Annotated in this window: 21 protein-coding genes; 11 read left to right on the forward strand and 10 right to left on the reverse strand. The window is 60.8% G+C overall.

The features are described 5' to 3' along the window. The first annotated feature begins 16 nt into the window (after positions 1-16). Positions 17-358, forward strand: coding sequence for a tRNA-binding protein (locus tag FFR93_RS09510; RefSeq protein WP_064705731.1), 342 nt, complete (start codon positions 17-19; stop codon positions 356-358). 8 nt (positions 359-366) lie between these two features. Here the strand turns inward: FFR93_RS09510 and FFR93_RS09515 are convergent, their stop codons facing one another. Next, positions 367-1,065 carry an MBL fold metallo-hydrolase gene (locus FFR93_RS09515; protein ID WP_064711469.1) on the reverse strand — a complete coding sequence of 233 codons (699 nt, stop codon included), beginning with the start codon at positions 1,063-1,065 and terminating at the stop codon, positions 367-369. 287 nt (positions 1,066-1,352) lie between these two features. On the opposite strand from FFR93_RS09515, the gene FFR93_RS09520 reads away from it, so the two are divergent. Continuing rightward, positions 1,353-1,970: a DUF1236 domain-containing protein gene (locus FFR93_RS09520; protein ID WP_064711470.1), complete on the forward strand. Its 618-nt coding sequence runs from the start codon at positions 1,353-1,355 to the stop codon at positions 1,968-1,970. Between the two features lie 168 nt (positions 1,971-2,138). Beyond that, positions 2,139-2,396 (forward strand): hypothetical protein, encoded by a 258-nt coding sequence (locus tag FFR93_RS09525; RefSeq protein WP_246661289.1) that lies wholly within the window; start codon positions 2,139-2,141, stop codon positions 2,394-2,396. 44 nt (positions 2,397-2,440) lie between these two features. On the opposite strand, the gene FFR93_RS09530 is transcribed toward FFR93_RS09525, so the two are convergent. Next, positions 2,441-3,331 carry a branched-chain amino acid aminotransferase gene (locus FFR93_RS09530; protein WP_138393058.1) on the reverse strand — a complete coding sequence of 297 codons (891 nt, stop codon included), beginning with the start codon at positions 3,329-3,331 and terminating at the stop codon, positions 2,441-2,443. Positions 3,332-3,596: 265 nt separating this feature from the next. Here FFR93_RS09530 and FFR93_RS09535 point away from each other — a divergent pair, with 265 nt between their 5' ends. The 3 genes from FFR93_RS09535 (at position 3,597) to FFR93_RS09545 (ending at position 6,241) form a co-directional block, all read left to right on the forward strand. Beyond that, on the forward strand, positions 3,597-4,088 hold the full coding sequence (locus FFR93_RS09535; protein ID WP_064705726.1) for a MarR family transcriptional regulator: 492 nt from the start codon (positions 3,597-3,599) through the stop codon (positions 4,086-4,088). Beyond that, positions 4,089-4,790, forward strand: a complete 702-nt coding sequence (locus FFR93_RS09540; protein WP_064705725.1) for a response regulator transcription factor — start codon at positions 4,089-4,091, stop codon at positions 4,788-4,790. 74 nt (positions 4,791-4,864) lie between these two features. After that, positions 4,865-6,241 carry an ATP-binding protein gene (locus FFR93_RS09545; RefSeq protein ID WP_064705724.1) on the forward strand — a complete coding sequence of 459 codons (1,377 nt, stop codon included), beginning with the start codon at positions 4,865-4,867 and terminating at the stop codon, positions 6,239-6,241. Here the strand turns inward: FFR93_RS09545 and FFR93_RS09550 are convergent. Beyond that, a complete protein-coding gene (locus FFR93_RS09550) occupies positions 6,238-6,645 on the reverse strand; it encodes a helix-turn-helix domain-containing protein (RefSeq protein WP_246569427.1) in 408 nt (135 codons plus the stop codon). The two genes, FFR93_RS09545 and FFR93_RS09550, sit on opposite strands and share 4 nt — an antisense overlap. An 85-nt stretch (positions 6,646-6,730) precedes the next feature. On the opposite strand from FFR93_RS09550, the gene FFR93_RS09555 reads away from it, so the two are divergent. After that, positions 6,731-7,603, forward strand: coding sequence for an oxidoreductase (locus tag FFR93_RS09555; RefSeq protein ID WP_064705723.1), 873 nt, complete (start codon positions 6,731-6,733; stop codon positions 7,601-7,603). A gap of 59 nt (positions 7,604-7,662) precedes the next feature. Here FFR93_RS09555 and FFR93_RS09560 read toward each other — a convergent pair whose 3' ends face one another. The 3 genes from FFR93_RS09560 to FFR93_RS09570 form a co-directional block, all read right to left on the reverse strand. Then, the gene (locus FFR93_RS09560) at positions 7,663-8,115 is read right to left on the reverse strand and encodes a BA14K family protein (RefSeq protein ID WP_064706141.1); all 453 of its coding nucleotides are present in this window, start codon (positions 8,113-8,115) and stop codon (positions 7,663-7,665) included. A gap of 146 nt (positions 8,116-8,261) precedes the next feature. Beyond that, positions 8,262-8,477, reverse strand: a complete 216-nt coding sequence (locus FFR93_RS09565) for a cold-shock protein (protein WP_003561293.1) — start codon at positions 8,475-8,477, stop codon at positions 8,262-8,264. Between the two features lie 486 nt (positions 8,478-8,963). Continuing rightward, on the reverse strand, positions 8,964-9,854 hold the full coding sequence (locus FFR93_RS09570) for a DMT family transporter (protein ID WP_064711474.1): 891 nt from the start codon (positions 9,852-9,854) through the stop codon (positions 8,964-8,966). A 97-nt stretch (positions 9,855-9,951) separates the two neighbouring features. On the opposite strand from FFR93_RS09570, the gene FFR93_RS09575 reads away from it, so the two are divergent. After that, complete coding sequence (locus FFR93_RS09575; RefSeq protein WP_138393059.1) at positions 9,952-10,404, forward strand: DUF3052 domain-containing protein; 453 nt, start codon at positions 9,952-9,954, stop codon at positions 10,402-10,404. A 4-nt stretch (positions 10,405-10,408) separates the two neighbouring features. On the opposite strand, the gene FFR93_RS09580 is transcribed toward FFR93_RS09575, so the two are convergent. From FFR93_RS09580 to FFR93_RS09600, 4 genes are all read right to left on the reverse strand, one after another. Further along, the gene (locus tag FFR93_RS09580; RefSeq protein WP_138393060.1) at positions 10,409-11,551 is read right to left on the reverse strand and encodes a PQQ-dependent sugar dehydrogenase; all 1,143 of its coding nucleotides are present in this window, start codon (positions 11,549-11,551) and stop codon (positions 10,409-10,411) included. A 59-nt stretch (positions 11,552-11,610) separates the two neighbouring features. After that, positions 11,611-12,372 (reverse strand): class GN sortase, encoded by a 762-nt coding sequence (locus tag FFR93_RS09585; protein WP_138393061.1) that lies wholly within the window; start codon positions 12,370-12,372, stop codon positions 11,611-11,613. 4 nt (positions 12,373-12,376) lie between these two features. Next, entirely contained in the window at positions 12,377-14,746 is a 2,370-nt protein-coding gene (locus tag FFR93_RS09590) for a marine proteobacterial sortase target protein (protein ID WP_138393062.1), read from the reverse strand. 223 nt (positions 14,747-14,969) lie between these two features. After that, on the reverse strand, positions 14,970-16,601 hold the full coding sequence (locus tag FFR93_RS09600) for a glycosyltransferase family 39 protein (protein ID WP_138393063.1): 1,632 nt from the start codon (positions 16,599-16,601) through the stop codon (positions 14,970-14,972). Positions 16,602-17,077: 476 nt separating this feature from the next. Here FFR93_RS09600 and FFR93_RS09605 point away from each other — a divergent pair, with 476 nt between their 5' ends. The 3 genes from FFR93_RS09605 to FFR93_RS09615 all read left to right on the forward strand — a co-directional run bounded on the left by FFR93_RS09605 (position 17,078) and on the right by FFR93_RS09615 (position 20,362). Continuing rightward, complete coding sequence (locus FFR93_RS09605; protein ID WP_064705716.1) at positions 17,078-18,280, forward strand: pyridoxal phosphate-dependent aminotransferase; 1,203 nt, start codon at positions 17,078-17,080, stop codon at positions 18,278-18,280. A gap of 259 nt (positions 18,281-18,539) precedes the next feature. Continuing rightward, positions 18,540-19,445 (forward strand): glycosyltransferase family 8 protein, encoded by a 906-nt coding sequence (locus tag FFR93_RS09610; RefSeq protein ID WP_138393064.1) that lies wholly within the window; start codon positions 18,540-18,542, stop codon positions 19,443-19,445. A 47-nt stretch (positions 19,446-19,492) separates the two neighbouring features. After that, a complete protein-coding gene (locus tag FFR93_RS09615) occupies positions 19,493-20,362 on the forward strand; it encodes a 3-deoxy-manno-octulosonate cytidylyltransferase (RefSeq protein WP_138393065.1) in 870 nt (289 codons plus the stop codon). The last annotated feature ends 26 nt before the right edge of the window (positions 20,363-20,388 follow it).

The following is a 20,388-nucleotide window of genomic DNA, read 5'->3' on the forward strand; positions in this document are numbered from 1 at the left end:
CGGTAGCGGAGCCCCCATGGCCGAAGAGATCACCTACGTCGATTTCGAACGTGTCGACATTCGAATCGGCACGATCGTCGAGGCCAGCGCCTTTCCGGAAGCGCGCAAGCCGGCAATCAAGCTGGTCATCGATTTCGGTCCCGAGATCGGCTTGAAAAAATCCTCGGCGCAGATCACCGTCCACTACGCGCTGGAAAGCCTGATCGGCCGGCAGGTGCTCGGCGTGGTCAACTTCCCGCCGCGGCAGATCGGGCCGTTCCGCTCGGAGGTGCTGACGCTGGGATTTGAGGACGAGAACGGCGCGATCGTGCTTGCTGGGGTCGAACGGCCGGTGCCGAACGGCAGGAAGATGATGTGAGCGTCGGCTCATATCCTTTGGTCGGTGTCGCCAGATGCGCCGGTGCCAAAGGCTGCACCGGCTCTGATTTCCTGTAGAAACGGATTGCTCCGCCGTTCGTCGCCGATGCGGCTGCCAGGGCCGTGGCCGCAGATAAATCCGACGTCATCGCCAAGCGGCAGGACCTTGTCGCGGATCGAATCCAACAACTGTTGATGATTGCCGCCCGGCAGGTCGGTGCGGCCGATCGAGCCGTTGAAGAGCACGTCGCCGAGATGGGCGAAATTCTGAGCACGGTTGAAATAGATCACGTGGCCGGGCGCATGGCCGGGCGCGTGATAGACCTCGAATTCGTGGGCGCCGAATGAGACCTTGTCACCGTCGTTCAGCCAGCGGTCGGGCAAAACATTCCGCAATCCGGATATGCCGTATGTCGCAGCCTGTGCCTCAATGCGCTGCAGCAGCGGCTGGTCGTCCTGATGCGGGCCGACGATGTCGACGCCGAGGGCTTCCTTCAACTCGCTTGCGCCGCCGGCATGGTCAAGATGACCGTGCGTCAGCCAGATTTCCTTGATGGTTAAGCCGCTTTTTTCAATCGCCTGAAGGATGAGCGGCACGTCGCCGCCCGGATCAACCACGACGCCTTCTTGGGTGTCAGGATCGAAGAAGACTGTGCAGTTCTGCTGGAAGGGTGTCACCGGAATGATGCCGGCTTGGAGCATGCCCATTAGTGCCTCGCTGGGGTGTCTCGGGTGCTCAGGGTATAGTCCGAAACGACGGCAAGGACAGCCGAAATCTTCTGCTTTGACGCGTGTTTCACGGGAACAAGACCGACTGAAACAGAAGTTTATAGGTCTCTTGCCGCTCGGACGCTTTGAAGAAATCGCCTTTTCTTTTTTTATTCCAATTCCTTATAGGGGCAAGTTTACGGGTGTCTTTTTGGCGGAGCGGTGCGGGGGGGAACATCGTGGAACGCCACGCGTTGTCCGGCCATCGAAACCAAGGAGACGCTCACATGACCTTGAAGAGAAACATCCTGCTGGCTGGAGCCGTGCTCCTAGCGAGCGGCGGCATGGCGCAGGCGGAGATGGTGGCGACCACGGTCAACGATCTCAACGTCCGCGCAGGTCCGGGCCCGCAATATCCGGCCGTCGGTCTCGCCACCCGCGGTTCCACCGCGGTGCTCGACGGCTGTATTGAAGGCAGCCGCTGGTGCCGTGTCGACGTCAACGGCATCCGCGGCTGGGTCTATGCGGATTATCTGCAGATGGAGTACGGCGGCAACCAAGTTATCGTCGAGCAGCATCGTGCCGAGATCGGCGTTCCGGTCGTGACCTACGAGTCAACCGCCAGCGTTGTCCCGGCTGACCCGCAACCGGCGCCGGGCGATGAATTGATCGGCCCCGTTGGAGCCGTCGAAACGATCACTCCGCCAGAGACGGTGCGGACCTATATCGAGACCAACCCCACCGAGACGGTGCGGCTCGGCGGCGATGTGGTCGTCGGTGCGGAAGTGCCTGCCGACGTGACTTTCCAGACAATTCCGGACTATGAATATCGCTACACAAGGATCAATGACCGGCCTGTTCTCGTTGATCCAGGTACGCGTCGGATCGTTTACGTCTATCAGTAAGATTATCGAAAAAGCTGTAAACGAGGCGGTCGGAAGGCCGCCTCGTAAGAGGCTACGTCCTCCCGCCTTAATCCCGCAAGGGTTGATTTGCCTTACGCGTTCCCTCTGTATATTCAAAAATGCTAATATGCCGGGTTCGGCATGGATCGGCGATCGAGGAGGTCGCCAGTGGATGGAGGCGCTCTTCCGTTCGTCATACAATTGAATGCTGGTGCGATCGGCGCCAACGCCGCGAGTGCCGCTTTGAAGCAGCACGCGATCAACGTCGTTGCTCGTACGATCGCGGGCGCGATCGGCGGCATGCTGCTCGGGGTCGACGGAGAAGCGGCCATAGCCGGCCTGATTGCCGACGGCATCGGCGGCCTGATCGGCGGTGGCATCCTGTCGACGCTCGCCGGACTGGTGATGGCAAAGGCGCATAGATAAAGGCCCGACGCGCATTTCGGCGCCGGGACCAATCACCTAGGATCTTATCCGACGGCAACCGCCGCCGGATAGACTTCCTTTATATAGTCGTTCATCAGGGTTTCTGAGATCGTTGCCGGCGTAAACCGATACGGACCGATCTCAGAGACCGGAGTTACTTCCGCAGCCGAGCCGGTGAGGAAACACTCGCTGAAATCAGGCAGTTCCTCCGGCAGGATCGCGCGCTCGATCACTTCGATGCCTCGACGCTTGGCGAGCTCGATGACGGTCTGGCGGGTGATGCCGTTCAGGAAGCAATCAGGTGTCGGCGTATGAATGACGCCGTCCTTGACGAAGAAGATGTTGGCGCCTGTCGCTTCGGCGACCTGGCCGCGATAATCGAGCATCATCGCATCGGCGTAGCCCTTGGCTTCGGCGGCATGCTTGGAAATCGTGCAGATCATATAGAGGCCGGCAGCCTTGGAGGCGCAAGGTGCGGTCTTCGGATCGGGACGTCGGTACTCGGCGATATCGAGGCGAATGCCCTTCAGCTTCTCTGCCGGGTTGAAATAGCTGCCCCACTGCCAGATGGCGATGGCGACGTTGATGCGGTTCGCCTGTGCGGAAACGCCCATCATCTCGCTGCCGCGCCAAGCAATCGGCCTGACATAGGCGTCCTGAAACCCCTGGCGTTGCAACAGTTCGATGGTCGCGGCATCGAGTTCTTCGACGGAATAGGGCACCTTGAAACCGAGAATCTCGGCGGATCTGTGCAGGCGCTGGTTGTGTTCAGTGAGCTTGAACACCCGACCGCCATAGGCGCGCTCGCCCTCGAAGACGGCGCTGGCATAATGCAGGCCGTGTGTCAGCACGTGGATCTTAGCGTCCTTCCAGGCAACGAACTCGCCGTTGAACCATATTTCGCCATCCAGCTGGTCGAAAGGAACCGAAGCCATCCTAAACCTCCTCCGGCGCTTCACGCGCCATGTCTGTTGATTGTTGCCCCCAATACGTTTTATCCACAGACGCAAGGGGAATTGCTTTTTGCGTCGGAAGTTCCGGGCGGACGTTGGTTTCCAAAGAAATGCCAGGGAAATTGAGAGACCGGGGGCTCCCGCGAAGTTCGACAAAAGCTAGCAGCGGCGAAAATTTATGTCAACAATGCTGACATATCTTGGCGAAAGTTTCCCCCAATGCGCGGAACGAGAAAGGAAATGCCGAGTGTCACGACAGACCGGTTCGAAAGCAGGCACGCCGGAGCCGTTGGCCACACCGATGGAAGATACAGACGGTATCGACTTCGAGATCATCGAGCTCTTCTTCTTCGCCTACCGCGACTTCGTTTCCGATCCTGACGCCATCCTCGAAAAGAGTGGCTTCGGCCGGGCGCATCACCGCGTCGTACATTTCGTCAACCGCAATCCGGGCATGACGGTGGCTGATCTTCTCGACACACTGAAGATCACCAAGCAGAGTCTTGCAAGGGTGCTGAAACAGCTGATCGATTCGGGCTATATTCGCCAAGTGGCCGGACCCGAGGATCGGCGGCAACGTAAGCTGTATCCGACTAAATCGGGGCGCGAGCTGGCGCTTGCCCTTGCAGAGCCGCAATCGCGCCGCATTGAGCGGGCATTCGAAGGAGCTTCTGCGCAGGTGCGGGAGGGCGTGAAGGCCTTCCTCAGAGGCATGCGGGACAGAAAGAAGGCGGATTGAATGGCGGTCAAAACAGGTATTTCTGACGATGCGGCGCATCTGCTGGTGGTCGACGATGACTCCCGCATCCGTGCGCTGCTCAATCGCTATCTTGCGGAAAACGGTTTTCGCGTCACTGTTGCGGCCGACGGCGCCGAGGCGCAACGCAAACTCGCGGGCCTCGATTTCGATCTCATCATCATGGATGTGATGATGCCGGGCGAATCCGGCATCGACGTCACCCGCGGGCTTCGCGCCATCAAGAACGTGCCGATCATCATGCTGACAGCGCTGGCGGAATCGGGCAACCGCATCGAAGGCCTCGAGGCCGGCGCCGACGACTATCTTTCCAAACCCTTCGACCCACGCGAACTGGTGCTGCGCATCAACAATATCCTGCGCCGCAACTCCAACGGTGAGGGGCTAAAGATCGAACAGGTCATGTTTGGACCCTACACTTTCTCCTTGACCCGCAAGGAGCTGAAGAAGGCCAGCGAGGTGATCCGGCTCACCGACCGCGAGCAGGAAATCATGCTTCTCTTTGCGCGGCGCGCCGGTGACACCATCCCGCGCCATGAGCTGATCGGCAATGACACTGAAGTCGGCGAACGAACGATCGACGTGCAGATCAACCGGCTCAGGCGCAAGATCGAGGAGGATCCGGCCAACCCCGTCTGGCTGCAGACGGTGCGCGGCATCGGATACAGGCTGAGCATCGACTAGCTTTGAGAAGTGGGGCATGATGTCGATAACGTTCACACTTTCCTGCATCGTGCTCTGAACGGCCGGGACTGACGATGGTGACAATGGACAGCTTGCGGCGGGAAGACCGCGCTCCGGCGGCGGGCTGGCGCTGGATCGTCCGTTGGCTGCGGCGGCGGTTGCCCACCGGACTTTACGCCCGCTCGCTGCTGATCATCATCATCCCGATGGTGCTGCTGCAATCCGTCGTCGCGGCCGTTTTCATGGAGCGCCACTGGCAAATGGTGACCGAGCGGTTGTCGCTCGCCGTCACGCGCGACATCGCCGCGATCATCGAGATCGTCGAAACGTATCCGCAGAATTCGGACTATAGCGAGATCATTCGCATCGCGCGGGATCAACTCAACTTGCAGATATCGATCGAGCCGGACGGCGACCTGCCGCCGCCGCGCGTCAAGCCGTTCTTCTCAATCCTTGACGGCATCCTCAGCGACGAGATCACCGACGAGATCCACCGGCCTTTCTGGATCGACACGGTCGGCAATTCGAATCTCGTCGAGATTCGGATCAAGCTCGAGAACAAGATCCTCAGGGTGTTGGCCAAGCGCAGTCAGACATATGCCTCCAATACCCATATCTTCATCGTCTGGATGGTAGGCACATCGCTGGTGCTGATCGGCATTTCGATCCTCTTCCTGCGCGGGCAGATCCGGCCGATCCTGATGCTGGCGCGGGCGGCCGAAAGCTTCGGCAAAGGGCAGAAGCCAGACAATTTCTATCCGCGCGGCGCCGACGAGGTCAGGCGCGCCGGCCTTGCCTTCATCCTGATGCGCGAACGCATCGAGCGGCAGATCGAGCAGCGTACGGCGATGCTTTCCGGCGTCAGCCACGATCTGCGCACGATTCTCACTCGCTTCAAACTGCAACTGGCGCTCGCGGGCGACAATCCTGACCTGCATGGCCTGAACGACGACGTCAACGATATGCAGACGATGCTGGAGGCCTACATGGCCTTTGCCCGCGGCGAGGTCGAAGAGGATGTCGGCGAGCTGAAGCTCAGCGAGATCTTCGCCAAGCTGGAATCCGATTTCGTCCTGCACGGCAAGAAGTTTAGCTATTCGATCGAGGGCGACGACGACATTTCGGTCAGGCCGAATGCTTTCACGCGTCTTGTCACCAATCTTGCCTCGAACGCGCGCCGCTATGCCAACAGGCTAGACATCGAGGCCAAGCACAATGCCAAGTGGTTGACCGTTATCTTCGACGATGACGGGCCGGGAATCCCAGAAAGGAATCGCGAGGACGTGTTCAAACCGTTCTTCCGGCTGGATACGGCGCGCAACCTTGATGCATCGGGCACTGGCCTCGGTCTTGCGATCGCCCGCGATATCGCCCGCAGCCATGGGGGTAACGTAACGCTCGGCGACAGCCCGCTCGGGGGCTTGAGGGCAACGATCCGCATTCCGGCCTAAACGTTTGTGGCGCTCAGCTTTACGGCTTTGCGCGCGTCGAAATCGCCTAGCCGTTCGACGACCCATCGCCAAAGTGTTGCGACCTGCATGAGGAGATCGCGGCCAAGCGGCGTCAATTCATATTCAACGCGCAAGGGCACCTCGGGATAGAGGGTGCGGATGATGAGGCCGTCGTTTTCCAGAGTGCGCAGCGTCTGTGTCAGCACTTTCTGGCTGATGCCCTCGACCCGCTCCATGAGGCGCGAGAAGCGCAAGGGCGCACCGGCATCGGACAGCACGTGCAGGATGCGCAGCGGCCATTTCGCCGCCGCCCGCTCGATCAGGCCGCGCGCCCGCGCATCCTGCTCATCGGTCATGTTGCAACAGAAATTGAATGTGTCGTCGGCCACGTGAGTTACCTTCAGGTGCGTTTAGATCGTGTTGGTACCTTCTTTCGATCTGAAACAACAGAACATACATGAGCCGGGAACCAACAAGGAGAGGTTTCCGATGTCCAGAGTCTGGTTGATTACGGGAAGTTCGCGCGGCCTCGGGCGGGCGCTGGCGGAGGCGGTTCTTGCCTCCGGCGACAATCTGGTGGCGACGGCGCGCGACCCCGGCCGGCTTGCCGATCTTTCGGAACAGTATGGCGCTCAGGTGCTGCCGTTGGCGCTTGACGTGACCGACGAGGCGGCGGCAGCTGCCGCGGTGAAGGCCGCCGTGAAGCGGTTCGGACGCATAGACGTACTTGTCAACAATGCCGGCTACGGCAATGTCGGACCGATCGAGGATACCAGCCTTGCCGACTTCCGAGCCCAGATCGAGACCAACCTGTTCGGCACTGTTATCATGACCAAGGCGGTGATCGCCCTTATGCGCGAACAGCGGGCGGGCCATATAATCCAGTTTTCATCTGTCGGCGGCCGCATCGGACCGGCCGGACGCGGCGCCTATTCGGCAGCCAAATTCGCCGTCGAGGGCTTCTCGGAGGTGTTGTCGAAAGAGATCGCGCCATTCGGCATCAAGGTAACGGTGATCGAACCCGGCGGCTTCAGAACGGATTTCGCCGGCGCCTCGACGATACTGGCCGAGGGGCGTGCGGAGTATGCGGAAACGGTTGGCGCCACTGTGCGTTTCCAGCGTGAATATGACGGCCGTCAGCCCGGCGATCCCGCCAAAGCGGCCTCGGTCATCATTCACATTGCCGGTCTCGACGCACCGCCGTTCCGGCTGTTGCTGGGCAGCGATGCCGTGCGCAATGTCGAGAAGGCGGATGCGGCGCGCATCGAGGCCGATCGGGAATGGCGCGCCGTCAGCGTCTCGACTGATTTCGAGCCGGATGCCGAGGTGCAGGCGATGCCTTGGGAGAAGAAGGCCGGCTGAATAAGCCAAAAATAAAAGCGCCGCTGAAGAGCGGCGCTTTGCGATGAATTGTCGGAAGATCAGCCAGCGGTGCAGAAGTGACTGCGACCGTCATAGCCGATGTAGGTGCCGCTGCGCGGATCGAAGGAACGGTAGCGGTAGGAGCAATAACGCTCCCATTGCGGCGTCCAGGGTTCAACCGTTGCACGGGCCGGGGCATAGTATCGCGGCCGCTCGACATAGCGCGGTTCCTCGACGTAGACGCGGCGCGGGGCCCGGTACACCGGAGCAGGCTCGTAGTAATCTGGCTCGTAGGGCGGGTCGATGTAGCGAGGCTCATCGTAAACAGGGCCGTTATTGGCATTGGCAATGGCCGAGCCGACGATCAGGCCGGTTGCAAGGCCGACAGCGCCGCCGACAAGCGCATCGTTGCGACGCCAATGACGGTCGCGGGCCGATGCTTCACCGATGGCGGAGATGGTAAGCGCGGCGAGCGTTGCCGTCAGCAGAAGAGTTTTTGCGAGCCTTTTCATAAGCATAAGTCCCAATCTCGGGAGCCGAACGTCGGCTCCTTCCTCGATGATGCAGTAGTAAAGATCGCTAGCTGAACGAAGGCTGAACGACAAAACCCGGCATTGCTGCCGGGCTTCAACTCGAATTCGACAGCCTTGTTAAGGGCTCAGCCCGCAATCTGCAGATTGACTGCCTTAGGGCCCTTGCCGCGGCGATCCGGCTCCGTGTCGAAGCTTACCTTCTGGTTTTCCGTCAAACCGGCCAGCCCAGAGGCCTGTACGGCAGAAATGTGAACGAAGATATCGGCGCCGCCCCGGTCCGGCTTGATGAAGCCGAAGCCCTTGTCGGTATTGAAGAATTTTACAGTGCCAGTCTCGGCCATGCGTCAGGTCCTTTTCTCTCTGCCCGCCATCCACACGGGCAGCATCATAGCATTGCCTCCTTGCGGGAGGTGTTGGCAGGCAAGTCTTGAAATGTGAGAAAAAGGTCCCCTCTACCTCGGCCTGCTCCAAGCGGGACTTTTGCCCACCATTTTCGGAACCGGCTGACCGGAATATTAGCGTTCCCGGCGCGCAAATACTTAAGGACTTCCCATGCTCGCAAAATGCCCGAACGCGCCGAGAGTGCTGCGTTTAAGGGATTTTGGCAAGCAAAAGTTTTTTAACGTGTCCTTCCGGGCACACTTCGGCCGACATCCGATTTGCGCAAAAACGCAAAATTTCCGCCGTGAATGAGGAATGATTAACGTTTTATATTGTCTGCAATGTAAGTTCCGAGCAGATTTTGCCAAAAAATGCAACGTAAACGGGCTTTCAGCGTCGCTTAAAATTTTTTTCGAATTCGGCATCCCCCATATTTGGACGCGTGTTCAGGCGGCCGGCATGCGGCGGCGAGCAAAACCGGGCACGATCTCGACTACAAGCATAGCGGTAAACATTAGCGCACAACCTGTATATCCCGTCGTCGGCATCGACTCCCCGAGAATCAGGGCTGCGAGAGATGCGCCGAACAGCGCTTCGGACGAGAGGAAGATCGCCGCCTGCGAGGGCGTCGTGTAGCGCTGGGCAATTACCTGCAGCACGAAGGCCAAGCCGGAAGAGAAAATACCCACATAGAGGATCTCGGGTGCCGCGGCCCAAATCGCTGAGAGGCTGATCGGTTCGACGGCTGCGGCAATCGCAAGCGCGCAAACCGTGGTGACGGAAAACTGCGTTGCAGCCAAGGTGAGCGGCCTTCCGGTTTCTGAGACGGTCGTGCCGGCAAGGGTGATCTGGATCGCCCAGAAGAAGGCGCAGACGACCGTCAGGAGATCGCCTGATGTGAGCGCCGAGAGGTGACCTCCGGACAGGAGATAGATACCGGCGAGCGCCATCACCGCGCCCGGCCAGATGATCCAATGCGGGGCACGGCGCAGGAAGAACACAGCAATGAGCGGCACGAAGACGACGTACAGGCCGGTGATGAAGCTGGAATTCGTCACCGTCGTCGTCTGCAGACCGATTTGTTGGGTGGCAGCGCCGCTGAAAAGGGCAAGGCCGGTGAGGACATAGAGCTTCGCGTGGCGTGCGCTTGTCTTCTCGTCCGCCTTGCGCGCCTCGAGAAGAACGAAAGGCAACACCGCCAATGTAGCGACGGCAAAACGCAAGGCAATGAACCAGAAGGGGCCGATCGCCTTCATCGCGGTCGACTGGGCGACGAAGCCGCCGCCCCAGATGGCGGCTGCAAGCAACAGGAGGATGTTCGCCTGAATGCGCGTCATGTCGTCCTCGAAGGGGAAGGGATGTGCCCCAGCGGTTAGCAGTTGCGTTTCCATTCGGCAAGGGTGAAGACTTGAGCCTGACGACGGAGATGAAGGCATGCCACATGAACAACGGCCAGCGAGCGGCGCGGCGGGTTATTCCGGCACGCCGCTCGTCAGAAAGCTCGGCCTCGCGAGTGGGCAGGCGGCTGCTCTTCTTGGTGTCCCCGAGACGATCGATGGCATCCATGGTTTCGATCGTTTTGCCTCGGTGGTCCGCACGCTTCCCGAAGTGCGTTGGCGGGCGTTCGACTATGTGCATCTGTTTGTTACCGAACGGGCGACGCTTGAGGCTGCCGCGTCCGAGCTTTTTCATGTTCTAAGGCCCGACGGGATGGTCTGGATCTCCTGGCCGAAGAAGAGTTCACGGGTGGCGACGGATATTACCGAGGACGTGCTGCGGGAGATCCTGCTTCCGACTGGCCTGGTCGACGTCAAGGTTTGCGCCGTCGATGAGATCTGGTCTGGGCTGAAATTCGTCATCCGCAAGGAGTTGCGTGGTTCACTGTGACGTCTCAGCCGTTACTCGCCTGCGCCCTGGAAACCCTGAGCAGCGCGCCGTGGTCCTCATCTGTCACCATCAGCAACGCCCCGTCGGGCGCGACGACGACATCGCGGATGCGCCCGTAATCGCCTTCGAACAGGCGCTCCTCGGCAACGAAGGCACCGCTCTCATCTCGCTGCATTCGCGAAAGCAGCTGGAATTTCAGCGCTGCAACGAGGAAATCGCCGTTCCATTCCGGGAACATGGCGCCGCGATAGATGGCGAGCGCGCCGGGCGCGATCGAAGGGTCCCAATACTGCAACGGCTGCTCCAGCCCTTCCTTGGCGGTGCCTTCGCCGATCTCGGCGCCCGAATAGTCGCGGCCGTAGGTGATGATCGGCCAACCGTAATTCTTGCCCGCTTCGGGCTGGTTGATTTCGTCGCCGCCGCGCGCGCCATGTTCGACCGTATAGAGCTTGCCGTCCTTGGCGTCGAAGGTGATGCCCTGCGGGTTGCGGTGGCCTTTTGACCAGATCTCCGGCAGCGCCTTGCCGCCGTCTTTGAAGGGATTGTCAGCGGGGATGCTGCCGTCCGCATTGATATGGACGATCGCGCCGGCATTGTCCTGCCAATCCTGGGAACGGTCGCGGTCGCCGCGGTCCCCCACGCTGATGAACAGTGTGCCGTCACGGGCAATCGCGATCCGCGAGCCATAGTGGATGTTGGTGGATGTGAAGCGCCGCATGGTGAAGACAGGCGTCACAGCTTCGAGCTTCTTCTCGTCTTTGGAAAGCGTCGCGCTGAAGGCTTCGGTGCCGGAGCCCTGGCGGCCGGCCATGGAAGCCGTAAAATAGAGCTTTCTGCTCGTGGCAAAATCCGGGGCGAGCGCCAGGTCCAGGAGCCCGCCCTGGCCGCGCGCACTGACCTTGGGTACGTTGCCGATCGGCTCAGAGAGTTTACCGTCGCGGATAATGCGCATTCGGCCGGGCCGCTCGGTGACGAGGTAGGCGCCGTCGGGCAACACCTCGACCGCCCAGGGGTGATCGAGGCCATCGGCGAGTTTTTCGACACGAAGGGTCGGGCCTTGCGTGTTCACGGTATCTGCCGCATCGGCCGACACTGCGCCCGCGAAAACCAGCGCTGCCGTGAAATGGAAGGCGGATATTCTCTTCATCTTGCTCCCCGTCGTCTCTTTATGCTGAACGTGGAGCGGGCAGGGGACGGCTTCAAGCCTCACTCGCCTTGCAATAACGGCTTTGTGTTCGGCGATTGAACGGAGCCTGTCGCCTCACCATCGACCAGTTCCGCTTCGAGGATGTAGCGCAGCGGCCCGCGTTCGGTTGTATCGAAGGGCCAGCAGGTGGTCAGTACGAGGCGGCGGCCATCGGAGGAGGCATCGATGCCGCTTGCGTCCCAAGGGGCTATGCGGCCTTCGCCGGCCTTGAAGGTCAATAGCTTTCCGTCGCGGCGGGTAATTTCGATCGCATCGCCGGGCCTTACATGTTGCAGCCAGCGGAAGTGTGTGTCGCGATGGGCGGCGATGACGGAGGTGCCTTCTTCGCCCGGCTGCGGTGTGTTGGCGAGCCAGGCCGGACCGAAGGCGAGCGCCTCGCCCGAGGCGCCGGAAAGCACGATCGCCTCCTGGCCAAGGCGCGGCGCGCGCACCTTCGCTTCCGTGGTGAAATCGGCCCAGGGCCAGGGCTTCGTCTCCTTGCCGCTCAATTCGGCGGCAAAAGCACGCTTCAGCAGGACCTGCGAGATTTCTGCCTTCGCCTTCAGCAGAAAGCCGTCGCCGATCAGCGCCAGGCCGTAGAAGGCAAGGCCGGCGATGGCGAGGGCAATCGTCTTTTCGATCGGCGAAAGACGCCAGAGGAAGAAACCCTTCCTCTGGCGTGCCTTCGGAGTTTCGTGGGCCGTGGCGGCGGCCATTGCGAGTTCCAGATAAGTCGGAAGCGGCTCGAATTCAGCCGCTTCCTCATTGTTGCTAGAAACCATCGCGCTAGGCTCCGACCGTGACGAGCTTCTTAAGGCGGCGGCGCCAGATGGCGAGGCCGCTCGCGGCTGCCAGCGCCAGCAGCAGCATGGTGAGCCCGCGCATGATCTGCTCGTCGGCGCGTGTCGCCGTCTGCGGCAAGTTCACGGTCGAGCTCTTCTGCGCGATCAGCGTGGCGGCTCTCGCCGTTGGCGCAGCGGCCATCAAGTGGGCGATCTCGGACGATGCGGCGAGATCCTGCGTTGCGGCTGCGACCAGTTGTGGCTCAGCGCTTCCGGCCGGCGTCGCCGCGCCGTGGCGCTCTGCGCCGCCTGATGGGACGGCATTTTCGCCGAAGACCTTCCCGAAGTCCCAACCTTCGGGCAGGTTGAGCGGCAGCTTCGCAGAGCCGAGCGGTTCGTTCACCGGCCGCGACGGGGTGACGTCGACGGCAACAAGGCTGGTGACGCGCGAGACGAGGTGGTGGGCGAGCGCCACCGTCTCGATATCCTTGTCGAGGGCGACGGGATCCCGCCGCTCAGAGGCGCGGGCTTCGAAATCGTCGATCTTGCGCCGCGCCCAAAGCTTGGAGATGCCGCTCCCGTCGGCAGCATTGGCGATATCCATCTCGACCCGCCAGGGCCGGTCGCCCGTCGTGCCGACGATCTGCAGCTTGCCGGCGGGTTTGCCCTGCGGCAGCTCCGCCGTCAGGACGACAGGCTCGCCGCTATAGAGGTCGGGCATCGGGTTCGGCGTGATATCTTCAGCAGCGATGCCTTCGAAATTTGCGGCGATATCGGTCATGGCCGGGTTTTGCAGCTTGGCAAAGAGTTCGCTCATGCGGCTCGCCACCTGATAGGTCGAGCCGATCTGCGTGAAGGTGCCGCGGCCGATTTCGGCAGCCTTGGTCATGAAATAGGTGTTCGGCGCGGAGCCGATGCCGACGGTGAAGACACGGGCATCGCCGCGGTTTGCGGTGATTTCCTGGAAGAGCTGCTGTTCGTTGCCGATCGCGCCATCTGTGAGGAACACGACCTGGCGCAGCGCTCCGCTTGCGACCCGACCCTGGTTGCGCAGCGCATCCTCGAGCGCTGGCAACATTTCCGTGCCGCCATCGGCGGTCAAGCTACGGACATAGGCGATGGCTTTTTCGCGATTGTCTGGCGTGGCGGCGACGAGACCCTTGAAATAATCGGTCATCGTGTCGTCGAAACGGATGACGTTGAAGCGGTCCTCCGGCTTCAGCTTGGAAATGGCAAGGGCCAGGCTCTGCCTTGCCTGCTCGATGGATTGGCCGGACATGGATCCGGAATTGTCGATGACGAAGACCACCTCGCGTTTTGCCGGCGGCTCCGCCGCATCCGGTGCCGTCGGCGGGTTGACGAAGGCGAGCAGATAGGTCTTGCCGTTCATCACCTCACGAAAAAGGCCGGCGCTCGGCGTCTTTCCGGGCGCGGCCTTCCAGGTGAGCTCGAAATCCTTGTCGGCGGAAACGGAGTCCCCCTTCAAGCTGATCGCTCTCGACTGGTCTCCGTCCTGCCGGATTTCGACCTCGTGGAAGGAGGATTTGACGTCGCCGAGAGGGAAACCGGCCTTGAGATCCACGGTCAGAGAAACCGGATTGATTTTGGCGTTCTCGCGCGGATCGATCACGGGGGCTTCTATCCTGTCGCGATTTTCCACTGGGTCGCTTGGCGTGGCGAAGCCGGCACCGTTGTTGAATTCGACGGTCTGAACGATCGGTGCCGGATTGTAGCGCGGCGCGACGACCATCGGGAAGCGCAACGAGAACTCGCCGCCGGACTGGCGGACCGTCTGCTGATATTCGATCTGCACGACGATGTCTTCGCCGGGTCCGATATTGGCAACCTGATTGGTGAAAATGTTCGGGCGCTGCTGTTCGAGCAGCGCCGTCTTCTTGCCCTCGGCTTTGGCCTGCTCGTAGATCTCGCGGGCCTGCTGGCGCGGCCTGATCTGGCCTTCGATGAAGCGCTCGCCGATCTGCATCTTCAATGCGTCGACGGCGGAATTCACCGGCAGCGGGAAGACATAGGTGCCCTCGACCCAGCCCGGGCTCGGGTTCTGGAAGCGCTGCGTCACCTTCACCCTGGCGATCGGTCCGGAGACGTCGATTGCGACGTCGGTCTTCAGTCGCGGCGCTTCGACATAAAAGCCGGGCTCCTTCGACGGAAAGAGCAGCGAGCCGCTGTTGACGTCATTCGGCCGGACAAGTGCCACGAGCTGGCCGGACGCGTGCTGCGCTTCGGCCCGCGCGGCTGAGGCCAGTCCCAGCATAGCGGCGACGCAGGCCACAAAGGCGGTGGCGGCGACAAGAAATGAAATGGAAATTCGGCGCATGCGCATGCGCCCAGTGGCGAACTCATCTTCCAGAAACATTGGTGTACCCTCAATAACCAATTTTGGATGAAGCAATGATGCGGCTTCGATCTCGGCGCGCTCGCGACCGAATTGCGGCGGCGTGCGGCATTTGTTGCGGCTTATTCGTGGCGATGACGAAATCCGACGATCTCTCTGATTTCTAAAGACGAAAGGCCGGATCGCCCCCACTGCGAAAGCGCCGGAGTCGAGGCCATACCCAGGGACCGGACTGTCGCGGCTCCTAAGGACGGGTGATCCTGTAGATCAACAGATTCTCCGAATCTACAAGCTTGGTTGCGGTCCTGTCGAGATGATCGATAATCCCATCATGGTGCTCGAGGAACAGCCGGGCCTCCTTGTCGGTGGCGTTCTTGGCCACGCCGAACAGATCCGCGCCCTGGGCGCGTAGTTCCTCGAGCTGGGCGATCGCGGTGGTGTCATCGGCGACGAATTTCGACCATTCGGCATCGCCTCCGCCAGGCGGGAATACCCAGCCGCGCGCCCTGCTGTAGTAGACGGCGACGGGATCGCCGACCTCGGGCGCGATGGCGACGACGAGGTCGCCCGGCTGGGCCAGTCGCGCCAGTTCCTCGCCAAGCAGCTTGCCGTTCGTGGCGATTGGCTTTTTCATTGTCCTGACGAGGGGAAGGGTCGACCAGCCCACCGCGACGATCACGATGCAGATGGAGCGGAGCACGACCGTCGGGTTTAGAACGGTTTTCGATGAAAGCTTCGCCAGAAGAAGCGCGCCGTGGCCGCAGAACATCGCGGCCGGCACATGGAAGACGTGCAAGTTCCACACATTGCTGGTGATCTCGCCCGCTGCGGCCAGATAGAGGATCACAGCCGCGGCCAGCCAGACATAGGGAATCGCCGAAAGGGCGCGTTGCCTCGGATCTTCGGCGCGGCTGAGCGGCATCCACAAGCCAACCGCAAACAGCAGCATGAACGGGTAGCCATAGAACCACAAAACCGAGGTGTTCCAGACGGATTGGAAGTAGAACCTGTCCTTGACATATGACCAGACGCCGTAATCCCAGATATAGCCGCCGCTGCCAGCGAAATGGAACGGCGGATAGCTGCGGGCGAGATAGATCGCCCAGCTGAAATAAGCGCCGATGATGGCAAGGCTCAAAAGCCCGAAGAGGAAAACCAAGCGTGCCTGCTTCCACTTCCTCTCCAGAATCCAGCAGACCATCAGGTAAAAGATGACGGCGCCGGCAGCGATGCCCGGTGGCTTCGACAGCGCGCCGAGCGAAAAGCTGGCGGTGGCGAGCGGCAAGAGCCAGCCGCTGCCACCGGCCCAGTACTTGACGAACAGCCAAACGCCAAGGGTCACCAAGGCGAGCATCGCGGGATCCGGAAGAAAGGAGCTGTCGATCATGATCGCCGCCGGCATCAGCGCATAGGCAAGTGCCGCCGCGTGGGCGTGCATCTTGTCCCAGCACAGCGCTGTCAGCCTGTGCAACGAAACCACCGTCACCAGACCGAAGATGGCCGCAACCACGCGGCCGAACCAGTCGTGCCAGCCGAAGAGTTGGTAGAGCAGGGCGGTGAGATAGCTGACAATCTGGAACTCGCGGCCCTGATAACTTGGCCCGGGGCCGGTCCAGCTGACCTCTGGAAAGAAGACATTCCAGCTACGCTGCTGGAAATTATCGGCCATCATCGCGGTGCTTATTTGGCGCCAGCTGAAGCCGTCGACCAGCGGCAAGGTGATCTTGTAGAACCGGAAGACGATCGCGATAAACAGGATTCCAAGCAAGATTGCCGTGTCGATGCTGATGTAGCTGCGAGCGGCGATGCTCCGGCTGGTCGTCCGGTGCTGATATTGCTGACCTTCGACCTGATTCAATCCTCGGGCGTCCGTCATCTGAAGCCGTGTCCTCCCGGACACTCGACGCGGCGCGGTACGCGCCGGCATCGGATCGAGAGAAAGATGATGCTGGGCAGGTTCTCGCCGCTGGGGCGCCCGGCTGCGGGGAGCGGCGCGCCATCACGGAGCCGTGGCTTGAAAGGCTTGCTGTGCGGCTTTGTCATGACGGCACTTCACCAACAATGCCTTGAAAAGCAATTCGCCCAGAATGAGTAGTGACCCACCCCTGAGGCGAACATAATAAGAACATTCGCGAGACCGCCAAGAGCTGTGCAGAGCAAATCCAACGTCGTGCTGAAAACCTTGCCGCAAGGGACCGACAGGCCGGTTCGCCGGTGCGACGAAACGATCAATAAGAATCATCGTCCTCATCACGCCTTTGCGCTTGAAATGCCGTCATACATTGGACATAGAGCTAACCGCAGAACTCCGGTCCCGGCTTTCTGCCCGTTTCAACCATTAGGACCGATATCATGGCCTTCCTTGCCGATGCTCTTTCCCGCGTGAAGCCTTCAGCCACCATCGCAGTCTCCCAAAAAGCGCGCGAGCTGAAAGCAAAAGGACGGGACGTCATCGGCCTTGGCGCTGGCGAGCCGGATTTTGATACGCCCGAGAATATCAAGAAGGCGGCCATCGACGCGATCAACCGCGGTGAGACGAAGTACACGCCGGTTTCCGGCATCCCTGAGCTGCGCAAGGCGATCGCCGCCAAGTTCAAGCGGGAGAACGGCCTCGACTATTCCTGGGAGCAGACGATCGTCGGCACCGGCGGCAAGCAGATCCTGTTCAACGCCTTCATGGCGACCCTGAACCCAGGCGACGAAGTCGTCGTCCCGGCGCCTTACTGGGTCTCATACCCTGAGATGGTGGCGCTCTGCGGCGGCACGCCGGTTTTCGTTTCGGCCACCCAGGAGCATAACTTCAAGCTCCAGGCCGCCGATCTCGAAAAGGCGATCACGCCGAAGACTAAGTGGTTCATCTTCAACTCGCCGTCGAACCCGACGGGCGCGGCATATACGCATGCCGAGCTGAAGGCCTTGACCGACGTGCTGATGAAGCATCCGCATGTCTGGGTGCTGACGGACGACATGTACGAGCACCTGACCTATGGCGACTTCAAGTTCGTCACGCCCGTCGAAGTCGAGCCGAAGCTCTATGAGCGCACGCTGACGATGAACGGCGTCTCCAAGGCCTATGCGATGACCGGCTGGCGTATCGGCTATGCCGCAGGTCCGATCCAGCTCATCAAGGCGATGGACATGATCCAGGGCCAGCAGACCTCGGGCGCGACCTCGATCGCCCAGTGGGCGGCCGTCGAGGCGCTGAACGGCACGCAGGACTTCATCCCTGAGAACAAGAAGATCTTTGAAGGCCGCCGCGATCTCGTCGTCTCCATGCTGAACCAGGCCAAGGGCATCGTTTGCCCGGTACCGGAAGGCGCCTTCTACGTCTATCCGTCCTGCGCCGGCCTGATCGGCAAGACGGCGCCCTCCGGCAAGGTCATCGAGACGGACGAGGATTTCGTTTCCGAGCTTCTGGAAACGGAAGGTGTTGCGGTCGTTCATGGCTCGGCCTTCGGCCTCGGCCCGAACTTCCGTATCTCCTATGCGACGTCGGAAGCGCTTCTGGAGGAGGCCTGCCGCCGCATTCAGCGCTTCTGCGCCGCCTGCAAGTAAAGCGGGCCGCGACAACATCATCGAAAGGCCCGCCGGTGACGGCGGGCCTTTTTGTTTGCCGTTGGCGCTTCGACCCTGGGCTCACATTCGGATTCAAGGTCTTGCGCCAGCGATTCCGCTTTGCCTCGCAAGTCGTTGAATTTCGATTCAAAACGTGACGGGGAGGGCGTGTTTGGCTGGTGATCAGCGGTTGCGGGCAGCTGTCAAACCAAATAGATATCCGGCATCAAGTTTAAACCGCCGCTTCAGGAGGCCGGATTTGCCGCACAGTGCCGTCATCGTATGTTCGGACGTTAACATGCTGCCGGCCGCCTGCTGCACCCTGCTTTCCGTCAAGCGCAATCTGGCCAACGCCGGGATAGAGTTCCTGCTTCTCGGCATCGACCTCAAGCAGAAGGAGGTCGCCGAGGTCGATAACTTTGGGCGGCTTCACGGTATGGCGATCAGGGTGCTTCCCTATAAGACACCTGATACCGGCCTTCAGGCGCGGGGCCGCTGGTCCGCCGCGACGCTGGCGCGGCTCTACATGGATCGGGATATACCCGACCATATCGAACGCTTGCTTTACCTCGATGCTGACGTACTGGCGGTTGCGCCCGTCGATCAACTCTTTGCCCTTGATCTCCAAGGCAAGGCGCTTGCCGCCGTCGACGATTACGTCATGGCCTTTCCCGACAAGGCCGGTGCACGGCAGCGCAAGATCGGCATGGGCGAAGGCGGCCGCTATTTCAATGCCGGCGTGCTGCTGTTCGACTGGTCGGCTTGTCGGGCGAAAGGGCTTTTCGCCAGGACCCGGGACATCTTCGAGGAGCGGTCGCATCTGTTCGAAAATAACGACCAGGATGCGCTGAACGTCACTTTCGACCGCGACTGGCTGGTGCTCGATCCGCGCTGGAATACGCAGACGGGCCTGCTGCCTTTCGTCGATCGGCCGGCCATCTTTCATTTTACCGGCCGCAAGAAGCCCTGGCAGGCGACCGTCCCCTGGGTGCACCGGCGGATGTCCAAACGTTATGCCGAGGATCTGCGAAACACGCCCTGGGCTTCCTTTTGCAGGCAGCCGTCGATGGCAGGCCGGGTCACGGGCTTCCTCTCGCATGTGGGAAAGCAGATTGGCGGATTGACGCGGCTTGCCCGAATGCGCGCCTATTTCAGCAACAGCTAGTGAGGCGGGCCGAGCGCATCGTCCTTGGAAAGTGCATGTGAGCCGATATGGAATCGATCCCCAGCGACACGCAAATTACGACCACCGCAGACGGCGGTTTGAATGTCCTGACGCAGGATGCGTGGAAGGCGCTGCTGTCGCGCTACTCGCACATCGTGCTGGTGGCAAACAGCGAGGCGGTGGATTTCGAGCGGCTCAGAAGCGAACTGCCGGAGACGGCGCTCTACGTCTTCTTCAACAATGTCTATAAGGTGCTCGATGAACCTTTCGCTGGCCATGCGGTGCTTGTTGCCCGCAGCGGCGTGATGGGCGCCAATATAGTTCACCGGCGCGAGGTGGGGGATGTCCTGCGCTTCTTTGCCGGCGACGATTTTCTGGGCGTCGTCAACATTCGCGTCTCCCCGGAAGAAAACTTCAGCGAGGAGAGCCGCTTCAAAGGCGTCAGAGCCCGCCACCTCGATCTGACGCAAATGATCGGCGATCTCTATCCGGCAGGCAAGATCGCGACGAGCGGCTTTGCAATGGCGCTCTGGCTCGCCGACTTGCAACTGCCGGGCAAGATCCTGCTCGCCGGCTTTTCGGCGAAGAGGAGCGAGAAGTGGAAGGTCTTCGACGTGCATGATTGGACGTTCGAGCAGATCTTTTTGCGTCTCTTTGCCCGGATGGGTTCGATTTCGATGATGGGCGGCGTCGACGCCAGCCCTTACGCAGCGCTCTCCAAACGGTTTCCGCAGGTGCCGCCGATCGAGATCGCTATGACGGCGGCGGAGGTCTTGTCCGAACGGCTCCATAATGCCAACAGCCAGATCGACAGACTGATGTCCGTCACCAAGTCCATTCGCGCCATCGAAAATTTCTTCCGGCGATTCAAGCCGAAAACCCGCAAAGAGCGCTTCCTCGAAAAGTCGAAGGAATGATGGTCGCGGGCGGTTTCCGGCAGCAC

The sequence above is a fragment of the Rhizobium sp. MHM7A genome (genome assembly GCF_005862215.1).
GTDB classification, from domain to species: Bacteria; Pseudomonadota; Alphaproteobacteria; order Rhizobiales; family Rhizobiaceae; genus Rhizobium; species Rhizobium bangladeshense.